The sequence below is a fragment of the Halalkalibacter akibai JCM 9157 genome, from assembly GCF_000513135.1.
Classification (GTDB): Bacteria; Bacillota; Bacilli; order Bacillales; family Bacillaceae_D; genus Halalkalibacter; species Halalkalibacter akibai.
Genome location: NZ_BAUV01000004.1, coordinates 20652 through 39694, shown reverse-complemented (window position 1 = coordinate 39694; position 19043 = coordinate 20652). Strand labels below are relative to the sequence as shown.

Sequence of the window (19043 nt, the reverse complement as noted above, 5' to 3'; positions counted from 1 at the left end):
GTTTAAAGTTCCTCCCCCACATATGAGGAAACCATCTCTTTATGAAGCTGGGGTTTTCCCACTATTACAGTACTTGGTTTCATGAAATCTAATGGCTCACCTCTAAATGTGGAAGCTTTGCATCCCACTTCCTCTAAAAGAACAAGTCCTGCAGCGTAATCCCAAGGTGAGAGATTGACACTAATATATCCATCAAGTCGATCAGCCGCTACATAAGCAATTTCAAGTGCTGCAGACCCATAAGAGCGAATACTCCTTACATCGCGAACAAGAGCTCTTAATGGATTTCTATAAGCGTTTTTCTCTTGTACTAACCACTTAGCATTTAAACCAATAATTGATTCATGTAAAGGTCTTTCTTTAACTGGCAAAAATTCTTCGTTGTTCAAATAAGCTCCGTGTCCGCGAACGGCATGGAATAGTTCATCATTCATAACATCATATACAAGTCCGACCATTCCTTGGCTTTCATGATAAATAGCAACCGAAATCGAAAAATTATACTTTTGATGAACAAAGTTCATTGTTCCATCAATCGGATCTATAATCCAAACGGTCCCCCCTAGGGATTCAAGCTCGTCTGCAATACCCTCTTCACCTAAAAAGAAGTGTTCTGGATATTCATTTTGAATTTTATGAAAGAAAAAAGACTCAATTGCCCTGTCAACCTCTGTTACTAAATCATTTGGATTAGACTTAGATTCAATATGTATAGGGTTCGCTAATGATTCTTTAACCAAATTAGCTGCTTCATAAGTCCATTCTCTTGCTTTTTTCTCAAGCTCTAACCAGTCCTCCGCCATTAACACGACCTCCTAATTTACAACTTCAATTCCTTTACCATTATGACATACATTTTCCAAATAGAAAAATACAAGGAACTAAAAATGTCTTGTACCGTGTTCGTTCCATTACGCTAACCAAGAGCTCCCATTCCAAAACAACAATCAAACTCTGAAAACAAAAAAGAGACTCAGCACCAGTTCTGTTAGCTACAGATTATACATCAGCAGGTAACCTGGTTCCTGAGTCACTTTACTTTACAAAAGCTTCTTATACCTCTAATTGGATCAACTCTAGTCTAAGCTTTTCAAGACGATGTTTCGTTTGCTTCATTAACACTAAATCTTCATCTAGCATTGCATCATGTAGAGTTGCGAGCTCATAGTCAATTTCAAGGCGTAATACAGGAATTCTCATTTCTCCGTCTTTCCGAATAAACGTTTGCATGACTTGTTCCATATAGCTTCACTCCTCTTTTGTAATTGACAAATAACTAACCAATCGGTATAAAACTAAATTTTCTGTTATTTTAACTAATTTTATTATAGCATAGGACTTAAAATAAGAAAACGTCAAACGCATAATTAATTATTTTTAACTTAATCCTTACCACATATGGTTTTTTTGTTATTTATTTTATCGGTATACCGGGTTTGTAAATTCGCGTAAAAAAGATGATTTATGATAAAATACGAGTATAAATGAAAAAGCGAGGTTATTTACATGAGTTTGAAAGGTTTCACACAATCAGATTTTGATGTTTTTACTATTGAAGGTTTAGATGAGAGAATGGAAGCGATAAAAACACGTATACAACCAACATTCAAGAGTTTAGGTGAGCAGTTAACGCATGACCTTTCCATACTACTAGGAAATGAAATGTACCTTCATATTGCAAAGCATGCAAGAAGAACAGTCAATCCTCCTAAGGACACATGGATGGCAATTTGCATGATAAACGCGGCTATAAAAAGCACCCTCATTTTCAATTAGGTTTATTTGATGATCATGTATTCATATGGTTCGCATTAATTTATGAAGCACCTAACAAAACGGCTATTGCCCATTCGTTATTAGATAACTTAAATCTAATAACGGATTTACCAGCAAACTTCGTTATTTCGTTAGATCACATGAAAAAGGATGCTACACCTTTAGCGGAAAAAAGCAAGGAAGATGTTAAGGCTGACTTACAACGCTTAAGAGATGTGAAAAAAGCTGAATTTTTAGTTGGGCGTCATCTTCAACCAAATGATCCAATTCTGAAAGATGGACAGGCTTTAGCCAATTTCACAAGAGAAACGTATGAACAGTTACTTCCTCTATACCGATTGTCGATGTCGTAATAAAATAAAAGCCCCTTCAAGCGGTATCGCCCCCCTAAAGTTAGATTTTCTACTCTAACTTTAGGGGGAACCATCAGTTGGGGCTTTATTTTTTGTTACATTTTTATTTTTGTAGATGTTTCTTCCCGCGCTTTTTTAATGACCTTGTAACTTGAAATTCCTAATTCTTCATCATATTGCTTAAATAATTGTTTTTCCTCACTTTTGCTTGGAACAATCTCTTTAAAACGTCGATAGAGCGCAAGTACTTTTTCCCTGTCTACTCCACCTTTATAGGCTTTTTCAACTACTTCAAAGAATTCAATTACACATACAACCTCTTCCGTACTCCAATCAAGTGATATTTGCCATTTAGACTCCATCTGTCCTCTTCCCTTCTAGCTGTTCCATCTCATCCGAATTTGCTCAGCTTCCTCCATTATTGTATTAATTAATTCATTAACTGACAACTCTTCTTGTATTCTTCCTACAATCTGACCTGCCCAACCAAATCCTTCCGAGTCCTTTCCGCAATGAATATAATTTTTGTTTGCTTTGCCGCTTATATACGTTTTAAGCGAATCATAGGTTGGGTTTTCTTTTTCAATTTCAAGTATTTTTTTTGTCCACTCATTACTAATAGCTCTAGCGGGCGTTCCTAGAGAGCGCTTTATCACCGTTGTGTCTTCTTCTGAAGCAGCAATAATTTGTTCCTTATAAAGAGGGTGCGCATGTATACATTCTTTAGTGGCAATAAACCTAGTCCCCATTTCTACTCCCTCAGCTCCTAACGCGAGCGCTGCCATTAACCCTCTCCCATCACCAATACCACCAGAGGCAATAACAGGGATTGAAACTGCATCAACTACTTGAGGGACTAATACAATGGTCCCCGTATCCGCTCGGCCTAAATGACCTCCTCCTTCGTGACCCACAACCATCACTGCATCAGCTCCTAACTGCTCTGCTTTCACAGCTTGTCTTTTGGCAGCAACTAACACAAGCTTTTTTATTGAAGTGTCCTTGAGCCTTTCTAAAATTGGACTCGGGTTGCCACCCGTCATTGAAATCGCAGGTACATTTTCTTCAATCGCTACCTCTAACATATCCTCATATGACCTTCCATGTTGTCCGATTGCAAAATTTACGCCAAATGGTTTAGAAGTCATTTCTTTTACTAATTTAATTTCATGTCTTAGCTCCTCAGGAGACGATAGAGACATCGCAGTAATTTGACCTAAACCTCCTGCTTCCGATACTGCTACAGCTAAATTGGAATAAGCCAAGTAAGCTAAGCCACCTTGTATAATAGGAAAGTCGATATTCAGTAAATCAGTTATTCTTGTTCTCATCCATTTGCCTCCTAAACCTTTTTTTATTATCGTAACATGACTATAGAATTACAAAGTTAGGGAAATTACTAAAATTCACATTCATTTGAATCTTTGCTTTCCGTTTGTTTTTTGATATACTCAAATTTGTTTTATAAACACAATAGTCAATACTCAAAAAGAGGTGAACCAGTTGTCACGACAACATCTTACTCCGTTGTTCACTGGTGTGCGTAAGCACGCTGAAAAACAACCCATTCAATTTCATATTCCTGGTCACAAACAAGGGAAAGGAATGGATCCTGAGTTCAGAGAATTCATTGGCGAAAATGCCCTTTCCATTGACCTTATAAATATAGAACCACTAGATGACCTTCATCATCCACATGGTATTATAAAAGAAGCTCAAGAGCTTGCTGCTGAAGCTTTCGGGGCCGATTATACGTTCTTTTCTGTACAAGGAACAAGCGGAGCAATCATGACAATGATCATGTCAGTCTGTGGCCCTGGAGATAAAATCATTGTTCCTAGAAATGTTCATAAGTCTATTATGTCAGCCATTATTTTGTCGGGAGCAACTCCAATCTTTATTCATCCAGAAATTGACCCGAATTTAGGGATTTCACATGGAATTACAATTGATTCAGTAGAAAAAGCAATTCAAGCACATCCGGATGCAAAAGGTCTTCTGGTTATCAATCCTACTTACTTTGGAATATCTGGAAATCTAAAAAAAATTGTAGAGCTTGCACATGCTCATGACATTCCTGTCTTAGTTGATGAAGCGCATGGTGTTCACATTCATTTTCACGATGAGTTACCAGTATCAGCATGCAAGCAGGAGCTGATATGGCTGCGACAAGTGTTCATAAATTAGGTGGATCTATGACTCAAAGCTCCATTCTAAATGTCAAAGAAGGCTTCGTCTCACCAAAACGTGTTCAATCCATTATCAGTATGTTAACGACAACTTCTACTTCTTACTTGTTACTTTCATCACTTGACGTAGCAAGGAAACAACTCGCAACAAAGGGCAAAGAGCTCATCTCAAATGTAATTGGCCTCGCGGAAGAAACGAGAGTCCGAATCAATCAAATTTCTGGTTTATCTTGTGTTGGAAGAGAAATTCTAGGTACGAAGGCTACTTATGATATTGATCCTACTAAATTAATTATTACGGTCAAGGATTTAGGAATTAACGGGCATGAAGTTGAAATGTGGCTTCGTAAACATTATTCAATCGAAGTTGAGATGTCTGATTTGTATAACATTCTTTGTATTGTTACATTAGGTGACACCCAAGAAAAAATGGACATTCTATTAGATGCACTCACTCATCTTGGAAACGAACACGCAGATAATATTAGAGAAAACAAAATATCTTCTGTTAATGTACCAGATATTCCGATTCTTGCTCTTTCCCCACGTGATGCATTTTATGCCGAGACTGAAGTGGTCCCTTTTGAAGAGTCTGCTGGAAGAATAATTGCCGAGTTTATTATGGTCTATCCTCCTGGAATACCAATTTTAATACCAGGAGAAATTATAACAGAGGATAATCTCTCTTATATACAAGAAAACTTGAAAAGCGGTTTGCCAGTTCAAGGGCCAGAAGATGAATCGTTTCAAACCATCCGCGTAATTAAAGAACACAGAGCTATCAAGTAATACTGAAAAAAGGACTCGTTTAGAGTCCTTTTTAACTGTCAACTATGACATTTTTTTATTTCTCTTTGTTATTTTTGCAATGCTCACAATTCCCTTTCGCATAAAGTGTTGTAACTTTCTCACCTTCAAACACACTGATCGTCTTGTTACACTGTTGACAAATAATCGTTCCCATATTATTCTCCCCTTTATGCATTTTTGTAAGCGTTTTAAGTTTTCTTAAACCCATAATATAACACACTAATAAAAGAGTCAATACGTTATTGTGTGTCACATTTCAAAAAGATAACAATAAAAAAAGAGGATAAGCCTCTTTGGGTATAACCTAATTGTTAACAACCAAAAAGCTAACCTCTATAGTTTGATGGGTAAAATATTTCGTGTTGAACTTCAATAAATCTACCTACCTCTTTAACAAAAGAAAAATCTTCTTCCGTTATCTCATAACTTTCCTTTGGTATATGTCCTGTAATGATCCCCAATAAATGATGGTCTTTGTAGAAGGGTAAGAAGACTTTCTGTAAATTTGCTTCTTCTTGGAATAATAGCTCTCCTCTAATAGCAACTGTACTCAGAATACTTTCACCAAAAGGGATTAACCTCTCTAAATAACAAGGCCCGGCACACACTTTCATTATGAATGCGTTACTTGTCGTCTCGTAAATGGCGACTGAAGACCAACGATCCTGCATTAGATTAGCAAATTTCCGTGTAATACCAATATAAAAGCTAGATAAAGTTTCAACTTGATCTCGTACAAGTCCAATTTCAAGGCGCAATTCATCAAGTAAATTTGACTTATCCATTGAAGCGACCTCCATCACTGCAAAATCGATTAACCTTACCTACAGCTTACCATAAAAAGTTATGTCGAAAATTGTTTTATTCAGACAAGTATTGTCGATGTGTTTATCTTACTCCCATATTCTTTCAAGGACTTCCAAAACTTCTTCTTGACTCAAATACTTCCAAAATAACTCTCCATATATTAAAAGATCCTGGTGCAGGTGAAGTCCTGCGCTGTAATTTTGTTCAACAGCGTCACTTGTACCGGAGTTGCCAACATAGCCAATAACTGTTTCTGAGTCTACCTTTGTACCCACTTGTATATTTTCGGGAATCGCATGAAGGTGAGCGAAGCGATTCATTACTCCTCCTTCATACTGCACCCAAACTTGTCTACCTCTTAAGCGGTCAAATATAAATTCTGGTGTTTCACCGATTGCCGCTGTATAAGTTAAATCTTGATTTCTATCCTCACTTGAAGCGTATTCCTCGTATTGCTGATCTGCCCTAACCACAACCCCTTCTCCCATTGCATAAACAGGTGTATTGGTTGAAATTCCTCCACCTGAAGCAAAGTCATACCAATCAATACCTTCATGAAAACCATTACGATAAGCACGAGGGGCTCCAGGTAGATGACTCGGTATTTTACTGACCTCAGCTCCCTTTATTGGTTTTTCGAGGAAAGCTAAATACTCTACCATTTTTTCGACATCCCAATTTTCGATGTCTATTGAATGGACATAACTAGCTACTTGCTTTGCCTCCTCTTGATGGCGAAAAGAAATGGTATTCTCCTGAGATGTAACGGGACTTCCTAAAGCAACTTCAATAAATGAAACTGGTAGATAAATATGTTCCTGTTCATTTATAGTCATTTTAACTGCATCAGTTACGAGGTATTCTCCGTTTTTTTGTACGACTGGAACTCCATCGACGAAATAAAATGTGTCTCCATTAACACGAAGATCAAGTGTACGATGAACAGAATTATAATCATAAGTTCCTCCAACGAGGTTAATAAAATCATCTAGCAAAAAATGCGTTTCTTTTTCAATAGCTTTGATCGGCAATAAAATAATTGAATTTTCCTCATTCATTGATGTCAATTGACCTTGGTCTTTTTGCGATGCTTCTTGCTGATAAAAAATACTAAACATCGCTAACAATAAAATACCCATTAAAATACTATATTTTTTCATCCCCAGATACCTTTCTTTCCTATTTTCAACTTTTCTTATCTTTATTGACCAATTCACATAAAGACATACAAAATTGAAAATTCAGAAAACGATCAAAAGAAAGGAAAGTAAAAGGAGTACAGCTCCTTTTACTTATTTTATTGTTATTTCCTTAGGGTCAACTGGTTCATACCCCTTCTTTCTTAAACCAGTTACAATATCCTCTAAAGCATGTAAAGTCCAGCTTCTGTCATGCATAAGAATATTTGCTCCATTGCTTAACAACTCGGTATTAATCATGATTTCAGCTAATTGTTTTGCCTCCTGATATTCTTTCTCCCAGTCATAACCATAAGTCCAGTTCATCGCAAGCATATTTTCTTCTTCAATAACTTCCTTAGAAGTAGTTGTATTAACACCAAATGGCGCCCGATAGAATCTCGGCCTTTCACCAATAATTTCCTCAACTAAATCATTTAATTCTACTATTTCTCTTCTTTGTTCTTCTGCTGTGATCTGACTCATATTTGGATGATTCATTGTATGGTTTCCAATTTCAAAACCCAATTGATGTAATGTTTTTAATTTCTGCTTATCTTCTTCCGTTTGCAAAAAGTGACCATTTACAAAAAAGATTGCTCCGGCTTCAAGTTCCTTTAACGTTTTAGCCATGTCAACACTATAACGGTCTGGTGCGTCATCAATTGTCAAAAGTACAATTTTATCATTTTGACCATCTTTTAATGGCTTTACTTTCCAATTATCTGAATCGATCTGATATTTCTCTTCAACTACTAGTAATGTTTCTTCTATTTCACTAAAACGCTCTGTTTCCTTTAAATCTTCCTCCTCAATTTCAATTTTTTCTTCTTTAGACTGATTGTTCTCATAAACAAATGATTGTTCTTGTCCCTTATTTTCGTTCATACTATCTTCTTTAACTTGACAGCCTGTCAAGAAAATAAACACAGTAAGGAAAACGATAAATGATCTCAAGTTGTAGACATCCTTTCTATATATACTGATGGAAGGAAGTGTATATGTAGACTATATTTACACAATACTATTAAATGATAAAAAAGTTAAATCCTCTATAAATGAAGGAGCTAATTATAAAATGAAAAGCTGGATTGGCCCTAGAGTGATAAAAACTGGTGTAGCTGTTTTTATTACAGCATTAATATGCCATTTATTAAAACTTCCGCCTACTTACGCAGTGATTACTGCTATTGTAACAACTGAACCAACTGCTGCCGATTCTTTAAAAAAAGGTATGATTAGATTACCAGCAGCTGCTCTTGGGGCCAGTTTTGCCATAGCCGTAGATTTTGTTATTGGACAGAGCGCTCTTACTTACGCACTTGTTGCCATGCTTACGATCATTGTTTGCTCAAAGTTAAAATTAGATACAGGAACATTAGTTGCAACTTTGACCGCTGTTGCTATGATACCTGGAACAACTGATCATGTTTTATTTGATTTTAGTACGAGGATATCAGGTACTTCAATTGGAATTATTGTTTCTACCTTTGTCAATTTTCTAATTTTACCTCCGAAATTTGGCCCTATCCTTGTTACTAAGGTAGATGAACTATTTAACAAATCAGCAAGAAATTTAACAAGTATATTACAGTCCTATTTGCATGATGATCCTAATTCTCACGATCGAACCATCTATTATCGCCATTTACATGAAGAGTTAACTAAGGCCTATCAATTGACACAATTCCAGCATGATGAATGGCGTTATAGACGTTCGTGTGAGTTCGAACGCCGTTCCTTTGGTTATCTTCAGAAGAAATTAGATTATTTACACCTTATATTGTTCCATATAGGAAAAATATGTCACTTAAGAGTTAACCAAGCTTTATCCGAGAATGAACAAAAAATCATTGAGCAATCGATTGAATCTTTTTCTGAAGTTTATCAGGATCCCTATCATCAAATGACGACAAATCACTATATAACTGTGGAAAATCTAAAGCAGGTAAGAAACCAGCAAAAAAAACCTGACACATTTGTAGCGCAAATCTGCCATGAACTAGTCTCCCTTCATGAAGTGACGGCGGAGTTGTCTCAAATTACGACTGATGAACGCAGGTTTTCGATGGAAGAAAAGAAATACCCAACTTATATATTTAAGAAGCAACTACTTTATGATTAATCATCATAGATAATATTCATATCATTTGCAAGATAACGGATTTATATGGTAATCTATAAGTTGTTTTTTAAAGAGAGGTAGTTGATTATGAGAAAAGTTACACCTGTGTTTTATATTTCAGTCGCAATAGCATTAGCTTTTATTTTATGGGGCCTTATTGCTCCAGGACATTTAGAAACAGTCACAACACAGATTCAGAGTTTCATCACACATGAATTAGGCTGGTTTTATCTATTAGCCGCTACAGCTTTTTTGATTTTTTGTATCTATCTCATATTTAGTCCTTATGGAAAAATTAAACTTGGAAAGCCTGAAGATAAACCTGATTATAATTACTTAACATGGTTTGCATTCCTTTTCACTGCCGGAATGGGTATTGGACTCGTCTTCTGGGGAGTAGCAGAACCACTTTACCATTTCTTTGATCCTCCCACAGCAGAGTCAGGAACAAACCAAGCAGCTGGAGAAGCTATGAGATATGCTTTCTTTCACTGGGGACTTCATCCATGGGCTATTTATTCAGTTGTAGCTTTATCACTTGCTTATTTTAGATTTAGAAAGGAATCCCCAGCTGTAATGAGCGCAGTCCTAAATCCTCTTATTGGAGACCGCTCTAATGGTGGAGTGGGAACAGCTATCAATGTACTTGTCGTTTTTGCAACTATTTTCGGTGTTGCAACATCACTTGGATTTGGAGCTGCTCAAATCTCGGCCGGGTTAGGAAATCTTGTACCTGGTCTTCAAGGGATGAACGAAAAAGTACTTCAACTCATTGTTATTATTGTTGTAACTGTTTTATTTATGGTATCGGCACAAACAGGGTTAGACAAAGGAATTCGCATCTTAAGTAAAACAAACGTCTACTTAGCTATATCACTAATGCTATTTGTTTTATTATTCGGTCCGACAAGCTACATTATGGGTGTTTTTACTCAAGGGGTAGGAAGTTACCTACAGAATTTAGCTGGTATGAGCTTTCGATTAGATATTTACAATCCCGAAACAACTTGGGTTGAAGGCTGGACCATTTTCTATTGGGCCTGGTGGATTTCTTGGGCACCATTTGTTGGTACTTTTATCGCTCGTGTCTCAAAAGGAAGGACGATTCGTGAATTCATCATAGGAGTTCTCGCTGTCCCTTCAATCTTTGGTGCATTTTGGTTTGCTGTATTTGGAGGAACTGGAATCCAATTGCAACGCCAAGGAACTGCGGATGTGATGGGAATGATGTCTGAAGGTGGAATGGAGATTGCTTTATTTGCAGTATTAGAACAATTCCCACTCGGATTGCTTCTTTCAATTATAGCTGTGTTTCTAATATCGTCTTTCTTTGTAACATCGGCAGATTCAGCTACAGTCGTGTTAGGTATGCAAACTACTAATGGAGATCTAAATCCACCAAATTCAGTGAAATTCGTTTGGGGGCTTATCATCTCTGCTACTGCTGCTGTTTTACTTTCAACGGATAAGGGACTCGGAGCCTTACAAACTGCAGCGATTATTGCGGCCCTGCCGTTTACCATTATCATGATTATGATGATTTTTTCCTTAATGAAATCATTACAGTCCGAGAAGCCAACTTTAGCATCTGAAAGAGAAAGAATCATCCTGGAACGTTATGAGCTAAAGAAAGAAAGAGAAAAGTTAAAAGCAGAAAAAAGTGCGTTTAAGAAAGAAAAAAATGAACTTAAGAAAAAAAATTAACAAGATAATGCGTAGTCTGTTTTAACGGGCTACGCATTATTATTTTATATTTCTATTTGATTACAATTCCCTTTTACATATTCCATGAGAAAAAATGCGTGATAAAATGAAGGAACATATGTAAAAACAAGGAAGTGAATTGTAATGGACAAGTATATCGAATTGATGATTATAGGCTCGATTTTACTATTAAGTTCGTGTTTCCAAACAACTTCATCGGTAGAAAGCCCTTTGCAACAACATGAAGAGGAAACCATTACTGTTCTCTTTTCTGATTCCTCTAAAATACAAGATGAAAAAACTTATTACGATGCATTATTGGAATTAAAACAGCATTATCCCGGCAATGTTCCTGCATTACTTATTATTGACGCAAATGAAAGAGATGCAATTAGATACTTTAACATTCAGCAATTCCCTACAATGATTGTTTTAACTGGCGAAAAAGAGAATTTAAGAATGGAAGGAACATTCACAAAAGACGAAATATTAGCTCATTTATTAGAGCTCTTCAAATCAGAGAAGGAAGTAGCTTTACCAAATTCAATGTTTGCCTATTATTTAATGTGATTGCTACATATGCTTTTCTAATTGTTAGATCTGTCCAAACATATAAAAAAGACAGCCAAATGGCTGTCTTTTTATTATTTTACGATATGAATTGGAGTACCAAGTGCAACTTCGGCAGCTTCCATTGTTATTTCACCTAATGTAGGATGCGCGTGAATTGTTAATGCGATATCCTCAGCAGTCATACCAGTTTCAATAGCTAAGCCTAATTCTGCAATCATGTCAGATGCTCCAGGACCAGCAATTTGAGCTCCAATTACTAATCCATCCTCTTTACGAGTAACTAATTTCATAAAGCCATCTGTCTCGTTTAGAGATAGTGCACGTCCATTTGCAGCAAACGGGAACTTAGATGCGATAACATCAAAACCAGCTTCTTTTGCTTCAGCCTCATTATAACCAACACTTGCTAGTTCTGGTTCAGAGAATACAACAGCAGGAATAGCTAAGTAGTCTACTTCAGACTTTTCTCCAGCAATTGCTTCCGCTGCTATTTTACCTTCATAAGAAGCTTTGTGAGCTAGTGGAGGTCCAGCAATGATATCCCCAATTGCATAAATGTTAGAAAGATTCGTACGGCATTGCTTATCTACTTTAACAACACCACGATCTGTAAGTTCAACTCCAATTTGTTCAAGACCAAGTTCATCAGTATTTGGCTTACGACCAACTGTTACTAAACAGTAATCTGCCTCAAATACTTCTTCTTTGCCTTTTACTTCGGCTGTTACTTTCACGCCAGAATCAGATTCTTCTACACCTTTAGCAAGAGCTCCATCTTGAAATCAACACCGTTTTTCTTTAGACGGCGCTCAACCACTTTAGCCATTTGCTTTTCAAAACCGCCTAAGATTTGCTTACTACCTTCAAGAACGACAACTTCAGTTCCCATGTTAGAGTAAGCTCCAGCTAATTCGATTCCGATATAACCTCCACCAATTACAACCATTTTCTTCGGTACTTCTTTAAGAGCAAGAGCACCAGTTGAATTGATTACTCGATCAGTATATTTAAATGCAGGAATTTCAATGGGACGAGATCCAGTCGCAATGATACAATTTTTAAAGTTGTATGTTTGTGCGCTCTTTTCATCCATGATACGAACAGAGTTCTCAGAAGCAAAGTAAGCTTCTCCACGAACGATTTCTACTTTGTTACCTTTAAGTAAACCTTCAACCCCACCAGTTAATTTTTTAACTACTGAAGCTTTCCATTCTTGAACTTTTTCAAAGTTAATAGAAACTTTTTCTGCAATGATTCCCATGTCTTCAGAATGCTTAGCATTATGAAAACGATGGCCAGCCGAAATTAATGCTTTCGAAGGAATACAACCAACGTTTAAACAAACGCCGCCCATTTCTCCTTTTTCAACAATCGTTACTTTTTGTCCTAGTTGCGCTGCACGAATAGCTGCAACATATCCTCCAGGACCTGAACCAATGACAAGTGTATCTACTTCATGTGCGAAATCTCCTACAACCATGTATTACCCCTCCATTAATAATAATTGCGGATCGTTTAACAGTCGTTTCACGTGGTTTAAAGCATTCTGAGCTGTAACGCCATCAATGAGACGGTGATCATAACTTAAAGATAGAGCAAGTACAGGAGCAGCTACAATCTCACCATTCTTCACAACTGGCTTTTCTTCAATACGACCAATACCTAAAATAGCAACTTCTGGGTGATTGATAACTGGTGTAAACCAAAGTCCACGAGCAGAACCAACATTAGAGATGGTGGCTGATCCGCCCTTCATTTCTGCACCACTAAGTTTACCATCACGAGCTTTTGCTGCCAACTCATTAATTTCATCAGCAAGCGTAAAAATTGATTTACGGTCTGCATCTTTAACAACTGGTACAAATAAACCATGCTCCGTATCAGCAGCAATACCAATGTTAAAGTACTTTTTGTAAACAATTTCTTCATTAGCATCATCAATTGAAGCATTCAAAGTTGGGAATTTGCGTAATGCAGACGTAAGAGCTTTAACTACATACGGTAAGTATGTTAGTTTTGTCCCTTGCTCTGCTGCAATCGCTTTGTATTCTTTACGGTGTGCAACTAAATTAGAAACCTCAATCTCATCCATATGTGTTACATGTGGTGCAGTGTGCTTAGAGTTGACCATCGCTTTTGCAATAGCTTTACGTACACCTTTAAGTGGAACGCGCTCTTCAAGTTCACCAACCGGAATTGCAACTGGCTCAGCTTTCTTAGTTGGAGCTTGTGCAGGCGTTTCTTGTTGAGTTTCAGCCGGAGCCGGAGTTTCCTCGTTAACAGATCCTCCGTTAAGGAATGCATCAATATCTGCTTTTAATACGCGACCATTTTTACCCGTAGCAGTTACTTTCTGAATCGCAACTCCTTTATCACGTGCATATTTACGTACTGAAGGCATTGCAATAACACGAGCATCATTGTCAATCTCATCATTAGCTGTATCGGGAGCAGGTTCAGAAGTTTTTGCTATCGCTTCTTCTTTTGCCGGCTCTGCTTGCGCTTCCTCAGCAGGAGCACTTTCCTCTTCTGCAGGATTTGCATCTCCAGCATCAATTGTTAAAAGAACATCACCTACGATGCTAACAGTACCTTCTTCTACTTTAATTTCAAGTACTTTACCATCTACAGGAGATGGAATCTCAACAACCGCTTTATCATTTTGAACTTCAAGAATAATATCATCTTCTTTAATTTCATCACCAGGTTTAACAAACCATTTTACAATTTCACCCTCGTGAATACCTTCACCAATATCAGGCAGTTTAAACTCATATGCCACTTGAAGTGCCTCCTTTTAAATAACAATTAATTAGTTGAAAAGGAAAGATAATTATCTTCCCTTTCCATACTTTTCTATATAAACAGAGCTAATTAAAAATTGATTACTTTCTTTGCTGTTTCAATAATACCTTTGTAGTCCGGTAACCAAGCGTCTTCAGCAGCTGCAAATGGATAAATCGTATCTGGAGCAGCAACTCGTAGAACTGGTGCTTCAAGACTTAGAATAGCGCGCTCCATGATTTCTGCTACAACATTCGCACCAATACCAGCCTGTTTTTGTGCTTCTTGTACAACAATTGCACGGTTTGTTTTTTCTATAGATGTAATGATTGTGTCAATATCAAGAGGGCTGATTGTCATTAAGTCAATGACTTCAACATCAATTCCCTCTTTTTCTAACTCTTCCGCTGCTTTAAGTGAAGAATGTACCATTGCACCATATGTAACAATAGTTAAATCTTTCCCTTCGCGCTTAATATCAGCTTTCCCTAGTGGGATTGTATATTCTTCTTCCGGTACTTCAGCACGGAATGAACGGTATAACTTCATATGCTCAAGGAACACAACCGGATCATTATCACGGATTGCAGAAATTAATAGTCCTTTCGCGTCATAAGGAGTTGAAGGGATTACTACCTTTAAACCAGGTGTTTGTGCAACGAGCCCTTCTAAACTATCGGCATGCATTTCAGGTGTTTTTACGCCACCACCAAACGGAGAACGAACCGTGATTGGAGATGTTAATTTACCTCCTGTACGGTAACGCATGCGGTTCATTTGACCAGCAAGTGAGTCAAATACTTCAAAAAGGAAACCAAAGAATTGAATTTCCATTACTGGACGGAAGCCTGTTAAGCCTAAGCCAATAGCTAAACCACCGATACCAGATTCTGCAAGTGGTGTATCGAATACACGCTCTTCACCAAATTCTTTCTGTAAGCCCTCAGTCGCACGGAATACACCGCCGTTTTGACCAACGTCTTCACCAAACACAAGTACATCTTCATTATTCTTAAGCTCATTACGCATTGCATCCGTAATCGCTTGAATCATTGTCATTTGTGCCATGAGTTACTTCGACTCCTTTGCTGTGTATTCTTCCATTTGTTCACGAAGATTACGTGGTAGATCTTCAAACATAAAGCTAATTAAATCAGTTACTTTTTGCTTAGGTGCACCGTCCGCTTCTTTCATAGCTGCTTTAATATCTTCTTTCGCTTGATCTACAACTTCGTTTTCTTTTTCTTCAGTCCATAAATTCTTAGCTTCTAGAAACTTACGGAAACGAACAAGTGGATCTTTTTTCGTCCATTCATCGTCTAAATCAGAAGAACGATAACGTGTTGGGTCATCACCAGCCATTGTATGTGGACCGTAACGATATGTCATTGTCTCGATTAACGTTGGCCCATCTCCAGCTAATGCACGATCACGTGCCTGTTTCGTTGCTGAATAAACAGCCAAAACATCCATTCCGTCAACTTGAATTCCTTCAATACCAGCAGCAACTGCTTTTTGAGCAATTGTTTTTGCTGCAGATTGCTTTTCAACCGGTACAGAAATGGCAAATCGGTTATTCTGAACAATAAATACTGCAGGAGCATTATAAGCACCCGCAAAGTTCATTCCTTCATAGAAATCACCTTGTGACGCTCCACCATCACCTGTATACGTAATAGCAATGTTATTTTTGTTTTTACGTTTTAAGCCAAGAGCTACTCCGGCAGTTTGAATAATTTGTGCTCCAATAATGATTTGTGGGAATAATACATTTAATCCATCCGGGAATTGACTTCCTGCAAAATGTCCTCTAGACCACAAAAATGCTTGGTGTAATGGTAATCCGTGAAAAACGATTTGAGGAATATCACGGTAACCAGGTAAGATCCAATCATCTTTATCTAACGCGAACTGGCTTCCTAGCATTGAAGCTTCTTGTCCAGCAACTGGTGCGTAGAATCCTAGGCGCCCTTGACGATTTAAAGAAATCGCACGTTGGTCCCAAATACGTGTATAAACCATTCTTCTCATTAATTCTTGTAACTCTTCATCACTTAACTCAGGCATTGCAGCTTCGTTAACAACTTCCCCTTCCTCATTTAGAATTTGGAAAGTTTCAAATTGCTCTTCAACTTGCGCTAACGTTTTTGTACTCACTACCTTCACCTCTTCCTTTCGAATAAAAAAATGACCTTAACATAATCGCTATTGACAACTATGAATGAAATAATTATGACAAATCTCACAAATAGGATACCCAAACTATTCTCATCCATAACACTGTAAAGTAATTTAGATAAGCGTCTATGTAAGAAACACACTTGAAGATTTACTTCGATAAAAATTTAATTTTATCTGTATTAGTCAATTAACCTACAAAGTAATACAACAATGCTTACGAAACTAAGTCTACCTCACATGCCTAAATTACGTCAATCCTTTTGCTTAACTCTTTTATGTGAAGTTTAATTTTTTTCATTTTATAAATTGGTAATTGTGTTATATCACAAACCAAAACAATATTAGTACAGTTTTATTTTTTTAATGCAAAAAAAAACTTAACGCACTATTCATACTGTACGTTAAGTTCTGCCATTTCATAAAATTGTCTTTTCAGTTGATTGTACGTATCCGTCGAAGTGTTGAAATCTTCCTTTTTACTCTCTACTTTCTCATATAATTCATTTACTATATTAATTTGATCTTGTAAGTCCTCCAACGTTAACTCTTCTTTTTTCAGTAATTCAAACAAAGTACGATCTTCAGTTAGCGTTTGAACGTATAACTCGTTTAACTCGTTATAATTTGAATACCTAGTATTCATACTATCTTCCAATTCTTGAAGCATGGTTATAAGTTCATCCTTATTAATTTTATCTACTTGTTCTTTAATGTTTAAAAATTCATTATAGCTTTCATCTATACTTTGTTTTTCTTTTTGAATCATCGCTTCTCTAGATTCTATAGAAATAATGGCTTCTTCAGCGAGAGAAACAATTTCCTCAAAGTCACTTAATCCAAGTGAAATAATCTGATCAAATATCTCATTTTCTTTTAGCTCGGCTTTTTGCATAGGTTCCTGTTGCTTTTCAAAGGGAATCTCCAATTCCACTGCTGCTTCTAAATGATGATATACAGTTTCAACAGGTCGCTCTCCACAACCTGTTAGGATTCCTATAGCAAATACAGCTATCGCCCATCTTTTGATACTCAATATTGCTTCCCCCATTCCCAACTTCTTTCCAACTACATCCATTACACTAATCCAAAAAAAACCAAATGACAATCATTTTGAAATTTATTAATACCTTTGAAATAGTATATGAGGCCATTAAAGCTAATATGAGCCTGTCCCAGCAAATAAATAAAAAAAACAAACTAAAATGGGCATTCATCCAAACACCACTATAGATTCTGCATAAAGTAATTAGTGAATCGCAGGCAATTGCGGTGCCAAGACAAAAGGAGGAATGCAAAAATGTTTGGATATGGTTATGGTGCAGGTTATGGTGCAGGTTACGGTTGTACAGATCCTTGTGGATATGGTTATGGTGCTCCAGTAGTTGCTGGCGCTTACGCTCCAGCTCCAGGTGCAGGAAGAGGTTTTGCGTTAATCGTAGTTCTTTTCATCCTGTTAATCATTGTTGGTGCTTCTAAATTTGGTCACTGCTAAGATGACACGAAAGAAGTAAGGCATCGAGCCTTACTTCTTTTTATTTTGTTATTTTCGTAAGGATTGTTGCTTTAGAACTGTTTTTAATACTCGGACTGACTCGGTCCCGACTAACAACATTCCGTCTAAAAAAACGTTAATTTTTAATCATGTTAAAGAAGAATTATGGAATACTACTTGATATTTTATTTAATTCTTCATAAAGTTAACATAAGTGCAAAAGGAGTGGATACATATGCTAACCATGAAAGATATCGTCAGAGAAGGAGATCCTGTTCTTCGAAAAGTTGCCGAGGAAGTTTCTCTTCCTGCTAGTGACAGTGATAAAAAAACGTTACAAGACATGCTCGATTTTGTTATTAATAGTCAAGATCCAGAAATCGCTGAAAAATATCAACTGCGGCCTGGGGTAGGTGTCGCAGCACCTCAAATTGGTATATCCAAAAGAATGTTTGCTATACATGTTGAGGACGAGAACGGTCAACTTTACAGCATGGGTCTTTTTAACCCTAAGGTGGTTAGCCATTCGATAGAAGAAACACACCTTGACGGCGGGGAAGGATGTTTATCTGTAGATAGAGATATTCCAGGGCTAGTTCCAAGATATTCTCGCATTACTGTAAAAGGAACTAATTTGGAAGGTGAAGAAGTTACCTTAAGATTAAAAGGTTTAGTCTCAATTGTTTTTCAACACGAGCTTGATCATCTGAATGGGATTATGTTTTACGATCGCATCGAAGGCTTCACTGATAAATTAAAAAAAGAATTGAATTAGTTAATAAACCCTTAATAATCAGCGCTAGATAAGGTATTGAAAAAGGTCTCATCCACCCTTTTTAAAAAGCTCATCTAGCAAAGATCTATTTGAGGGTTTTTTAACATTTTTTACCTTGAACAGTCGTTTTATTTCCAACACATACTATACGTAACAACACTCACCTGGATAATTAGATTACAATTTTAAAAAAGGGGTTGAAATGATGTTACGTAGATGGAGAAAACGTATTGTTAAAGGATGCAGAAATCTTCTTCCTAAAAATCGTTTAATTGAGGTTTAAGCATTACCTTACC

The 19043-nt window shown here is 36.9% G+C and carries 16 protein-coding genes and 4 pseudogenes; 7 read left to right on the top strand and 13 right to left on the bottom strand.

All coding sequences use genetic code 11. From position 1 onward, the window contains the following. Positions 1-2: 2 nt before the first annotated feature. Both JCM9157_RS03795 and JCM9157_RS03790 read right to left on the bottom strand, forming a co-directional pair. Positions 3-803, bottom strand: coding sequence for an inositol monophosphatase family protein (locus JCM9157_RS03795; RefSeq protein WP_035662340.1), 801 nt, complete (start codon positions 801-803; stop codon positions 3-5). Between the two features lie 250 nt (positions 804-1053). Further along, positions 1054-1242 carry a YkzI domain-containing protein gene (locus JCM9157_RS03790; protein ID WP_035662339.1) on the bottom strand — a complete coding sequence of 63 codons (189 nt, stop codon included), beginning with the start codon at positions 1240-1242 and terminating at the stop codon, positions 1054-1056. Positions 1243-1506: 264 nt separating this feature from the next. Between JCM9157_RS03790 and JCM9157_RS03785 the strand changes: the two are divergent. Further along, positions 1507-2129, top strand: a pseudogene (locus tag JCM9157_RS03785) (YktB family protein). Positions 2130-2224: 95 nt separating this feature from the next. Here the strand turns inward: JCM9157_RS03785 and JCM9157_RS03780 are convergent. Both JCM9157_RS03780 and JCM9157_RS03775 read right to left on the bottom strand, forming a co-directional pair. Continuing rightward, complete coding sequence (locus JCM9157_RS03780; protein WP_035662336.1) at positions 2225-2491, bottom strand: UPF0223 family protein; 267 nt, start codon at positions 2489-2491, stop codon at positions 2225-2227. A gap of 15 nt (positions 2492-2506) precedes the next feature. After that, positions 2507-3460, bottom strand: a complete 954-nt coding sequence (locus tag JCM9157_RS03775) for an NAD(P)H-dependent flavin oxidoreductase (protein ID WP_035662334.1) — start codon at positions 3458-3460, stop codon at positions 2507-2509. 172 nt (positions 3461-3632) lie between these two features. Here JCM9157_RS03775 and JCM9157_RS03770 point away from each other — a divergent pair. After that, positions 3633-5107 (top strand): annotated as a pseudogene (locus tag JCM9157_RS03770) (aminotransferase class I/II-fold pyridoxal phosphate-dependent enzyme). 55 nt (positions 5108-5162) lie between these two features. Here the strand turns inward: JCM9157_RS03770 and JCM9157_RS23830 are convergent. From JCM9157_RS23830 to JCM9157_RS03755, 4 genes are all read right to left on the bottom strand, one after another. After that, on the bottom strand, positions 5163-5282 hold the full coding sequence (locus tag JCM9157_RS23830; RefSeq protein WP_081734032.1) for a GapA-binding peptide SR1P: 120 nt from the start codon (positions 5280-5282) through the stop codon (positions 5163-5165). 172 nt (positions 5283-5454) lie between these two features. Then, a complete protein-coding gene (locus tag JCM9157_RS03765; protein WP_035662332.1) occupies positions 5455-5913 on the bottom strand; it encodes a hypothetical protein in 459 nt (152 codons plus the stop codon). A 108-nt stretch (positions 5914-6021) separates the two neighbouring features. Further along, a complete protein-coding gene (locus tag JCM9157_RS03760; protein WP_035662330.1) occupies positions 6022-7095 on the bottom strand; it encodes a M23 family metallopeptidase in 1074 nt (357 codons plus the stop codon). 132 nt (positions 7096-7227) lie between these two features. Then, positions 7228-8070, bottom strand: a complete 843-nt coding sequence (locus JCM9157_RS03755; RefSeq protein WP_035662328.1) for a polysaccharide deacetylase family protein — start codon at positions 8068-8070, stop codon at positions 7228-7230. A 121-nt stretch (positions 8071-8191) separates the two neighbouring features. Here JCM9157_RS03755 and JCM9157_RS03750 point away from each other — a divergent pair, with 121 nt between their 5' ends. The 3 genes from JCM9157_RS03750 to JCM9157_RS03740 all read left to right on the top strand — a co-directional run bounded on the left by JCM9157_RS03750 (position 8192) and on the right by JCM9157_RS03740 (position 11512). Next, positions 8192-9238: an FUSC family protein gene (locus tag JCM9157_RS03750; protein WP_035662327.1), complete on the top strand. Its 1047-nt coding sequence runs from the start codon at positions 8192-8194 to the stop codon at positions 9236-9238. Positions 9239-9325: 87 nt separating this feature from the next. Next, positions 9326-10942, top strand: coding sequence for a glycine betaine uptake BCCT transporter (locus JCM9157_RS03745; RefSeq protein ID WP_035662326.1), 1617 nt, complete (start codon positions 9326-9328; stop codon positions 10940-10942). 144 nt (positions 10943-11086) lie between these two features. Then, positions 11087-11512, top strand: a complete 426-nt coding sequence (locus JCM9157_RS03740) for a hypothetical protein (RefSeq protein WP_035662323.1) — start codon at positions 11087-11089, stop codon at positions 11510-11512. Positions 11513-11586: 74 nt separating this feature from the next. Here the strand turns inward: JCM9157_RS03740 and lpdA are convergent. The 5 genes and pseudogenes from lpdA to JCM9157_RS03715 all read right to left on the bottom strand — a co-directional run bounded on the left by lpdA (position 11587) and on the right by JCM9157_RS03715 (position 17513). Continuing rightward, positions 11587-12995: pseudogene (gene lpdA, locus JCM9157_RS03735) on the bottom strand (dihydrolipoyl dehydrogenase). A gap of 3 nt (positions 12996-12998) precedes the next feature. After that, on the bottom strand, positions 12999-14297 hold the full coding sequence (locus JCM9157_RS03730; protein WP_035662322.1) for a dihydrolipoamide acetyltransferase family protein: 1299 nt from the start codon (positions 14295-14297) through the stop codon (positions 12999-13001). Positions 14298-14389: 92 nt separating this feature from the next. Continuing rightward, entirely contained in the window at positions 14390-15367 is a 978-nt protein-coding gene (locus JCM9157_RS03725) for an alpha-ketoacid dehydrogenase subunit beta (protein ID WP_035662320.1), read from the bottom strand. 3 nt (positions 15368-15370) lie between these two features. Next, positions 15371-16456 (bottom strand): pyruvate dehydrogenase (acetyl-transferring) E1 component subunit alpha, encoded by a 1086-nt coding sequence (gene pdhA, locus JCM9157_RS03720; RefSeq protein ID WP_035662318.1) that lies wholly within the window; start codon positions 16454-16456, stop codon positions 15371-15373. Between the two features lie 409 nt (positions 16457-16865). Continuing rightward, on the bottom strand, positions 16866-17513 hold the full coding sequence (locus JCM9157_RS03715) for a YkyA family protein (RefSeq protein WP_158318611.1): 648 nt from the start codon (positions 17511-17513) through the stop codon (positions 16866-16868). Between the two features lie 381 nt (positions 17514-17894). On the opposite strand from JCM9157_RS03715, the pseudogene JCM9157_RS25170 reads away from it, so the two are divergent. Next, positions 17895-17972, top strand: a pseudogene (locus tag JCM9157_RS25170) (YjcZ family sporulation protein); the annotation flags it as partial. 235 nt (positions 17973-18207) lie between these two features. Further along, complete coding sequence (gene def / locus JCM9157_RS03705) at positions 18208-18747, top strand: peptide deformylase (RefSeq protein WP_035662313.1); 540 nt, start codon at positions 18208-18210, stop codon at positions 18745-18747. Positions 18748-19043 lie beyond the last annotated feature (296 nt).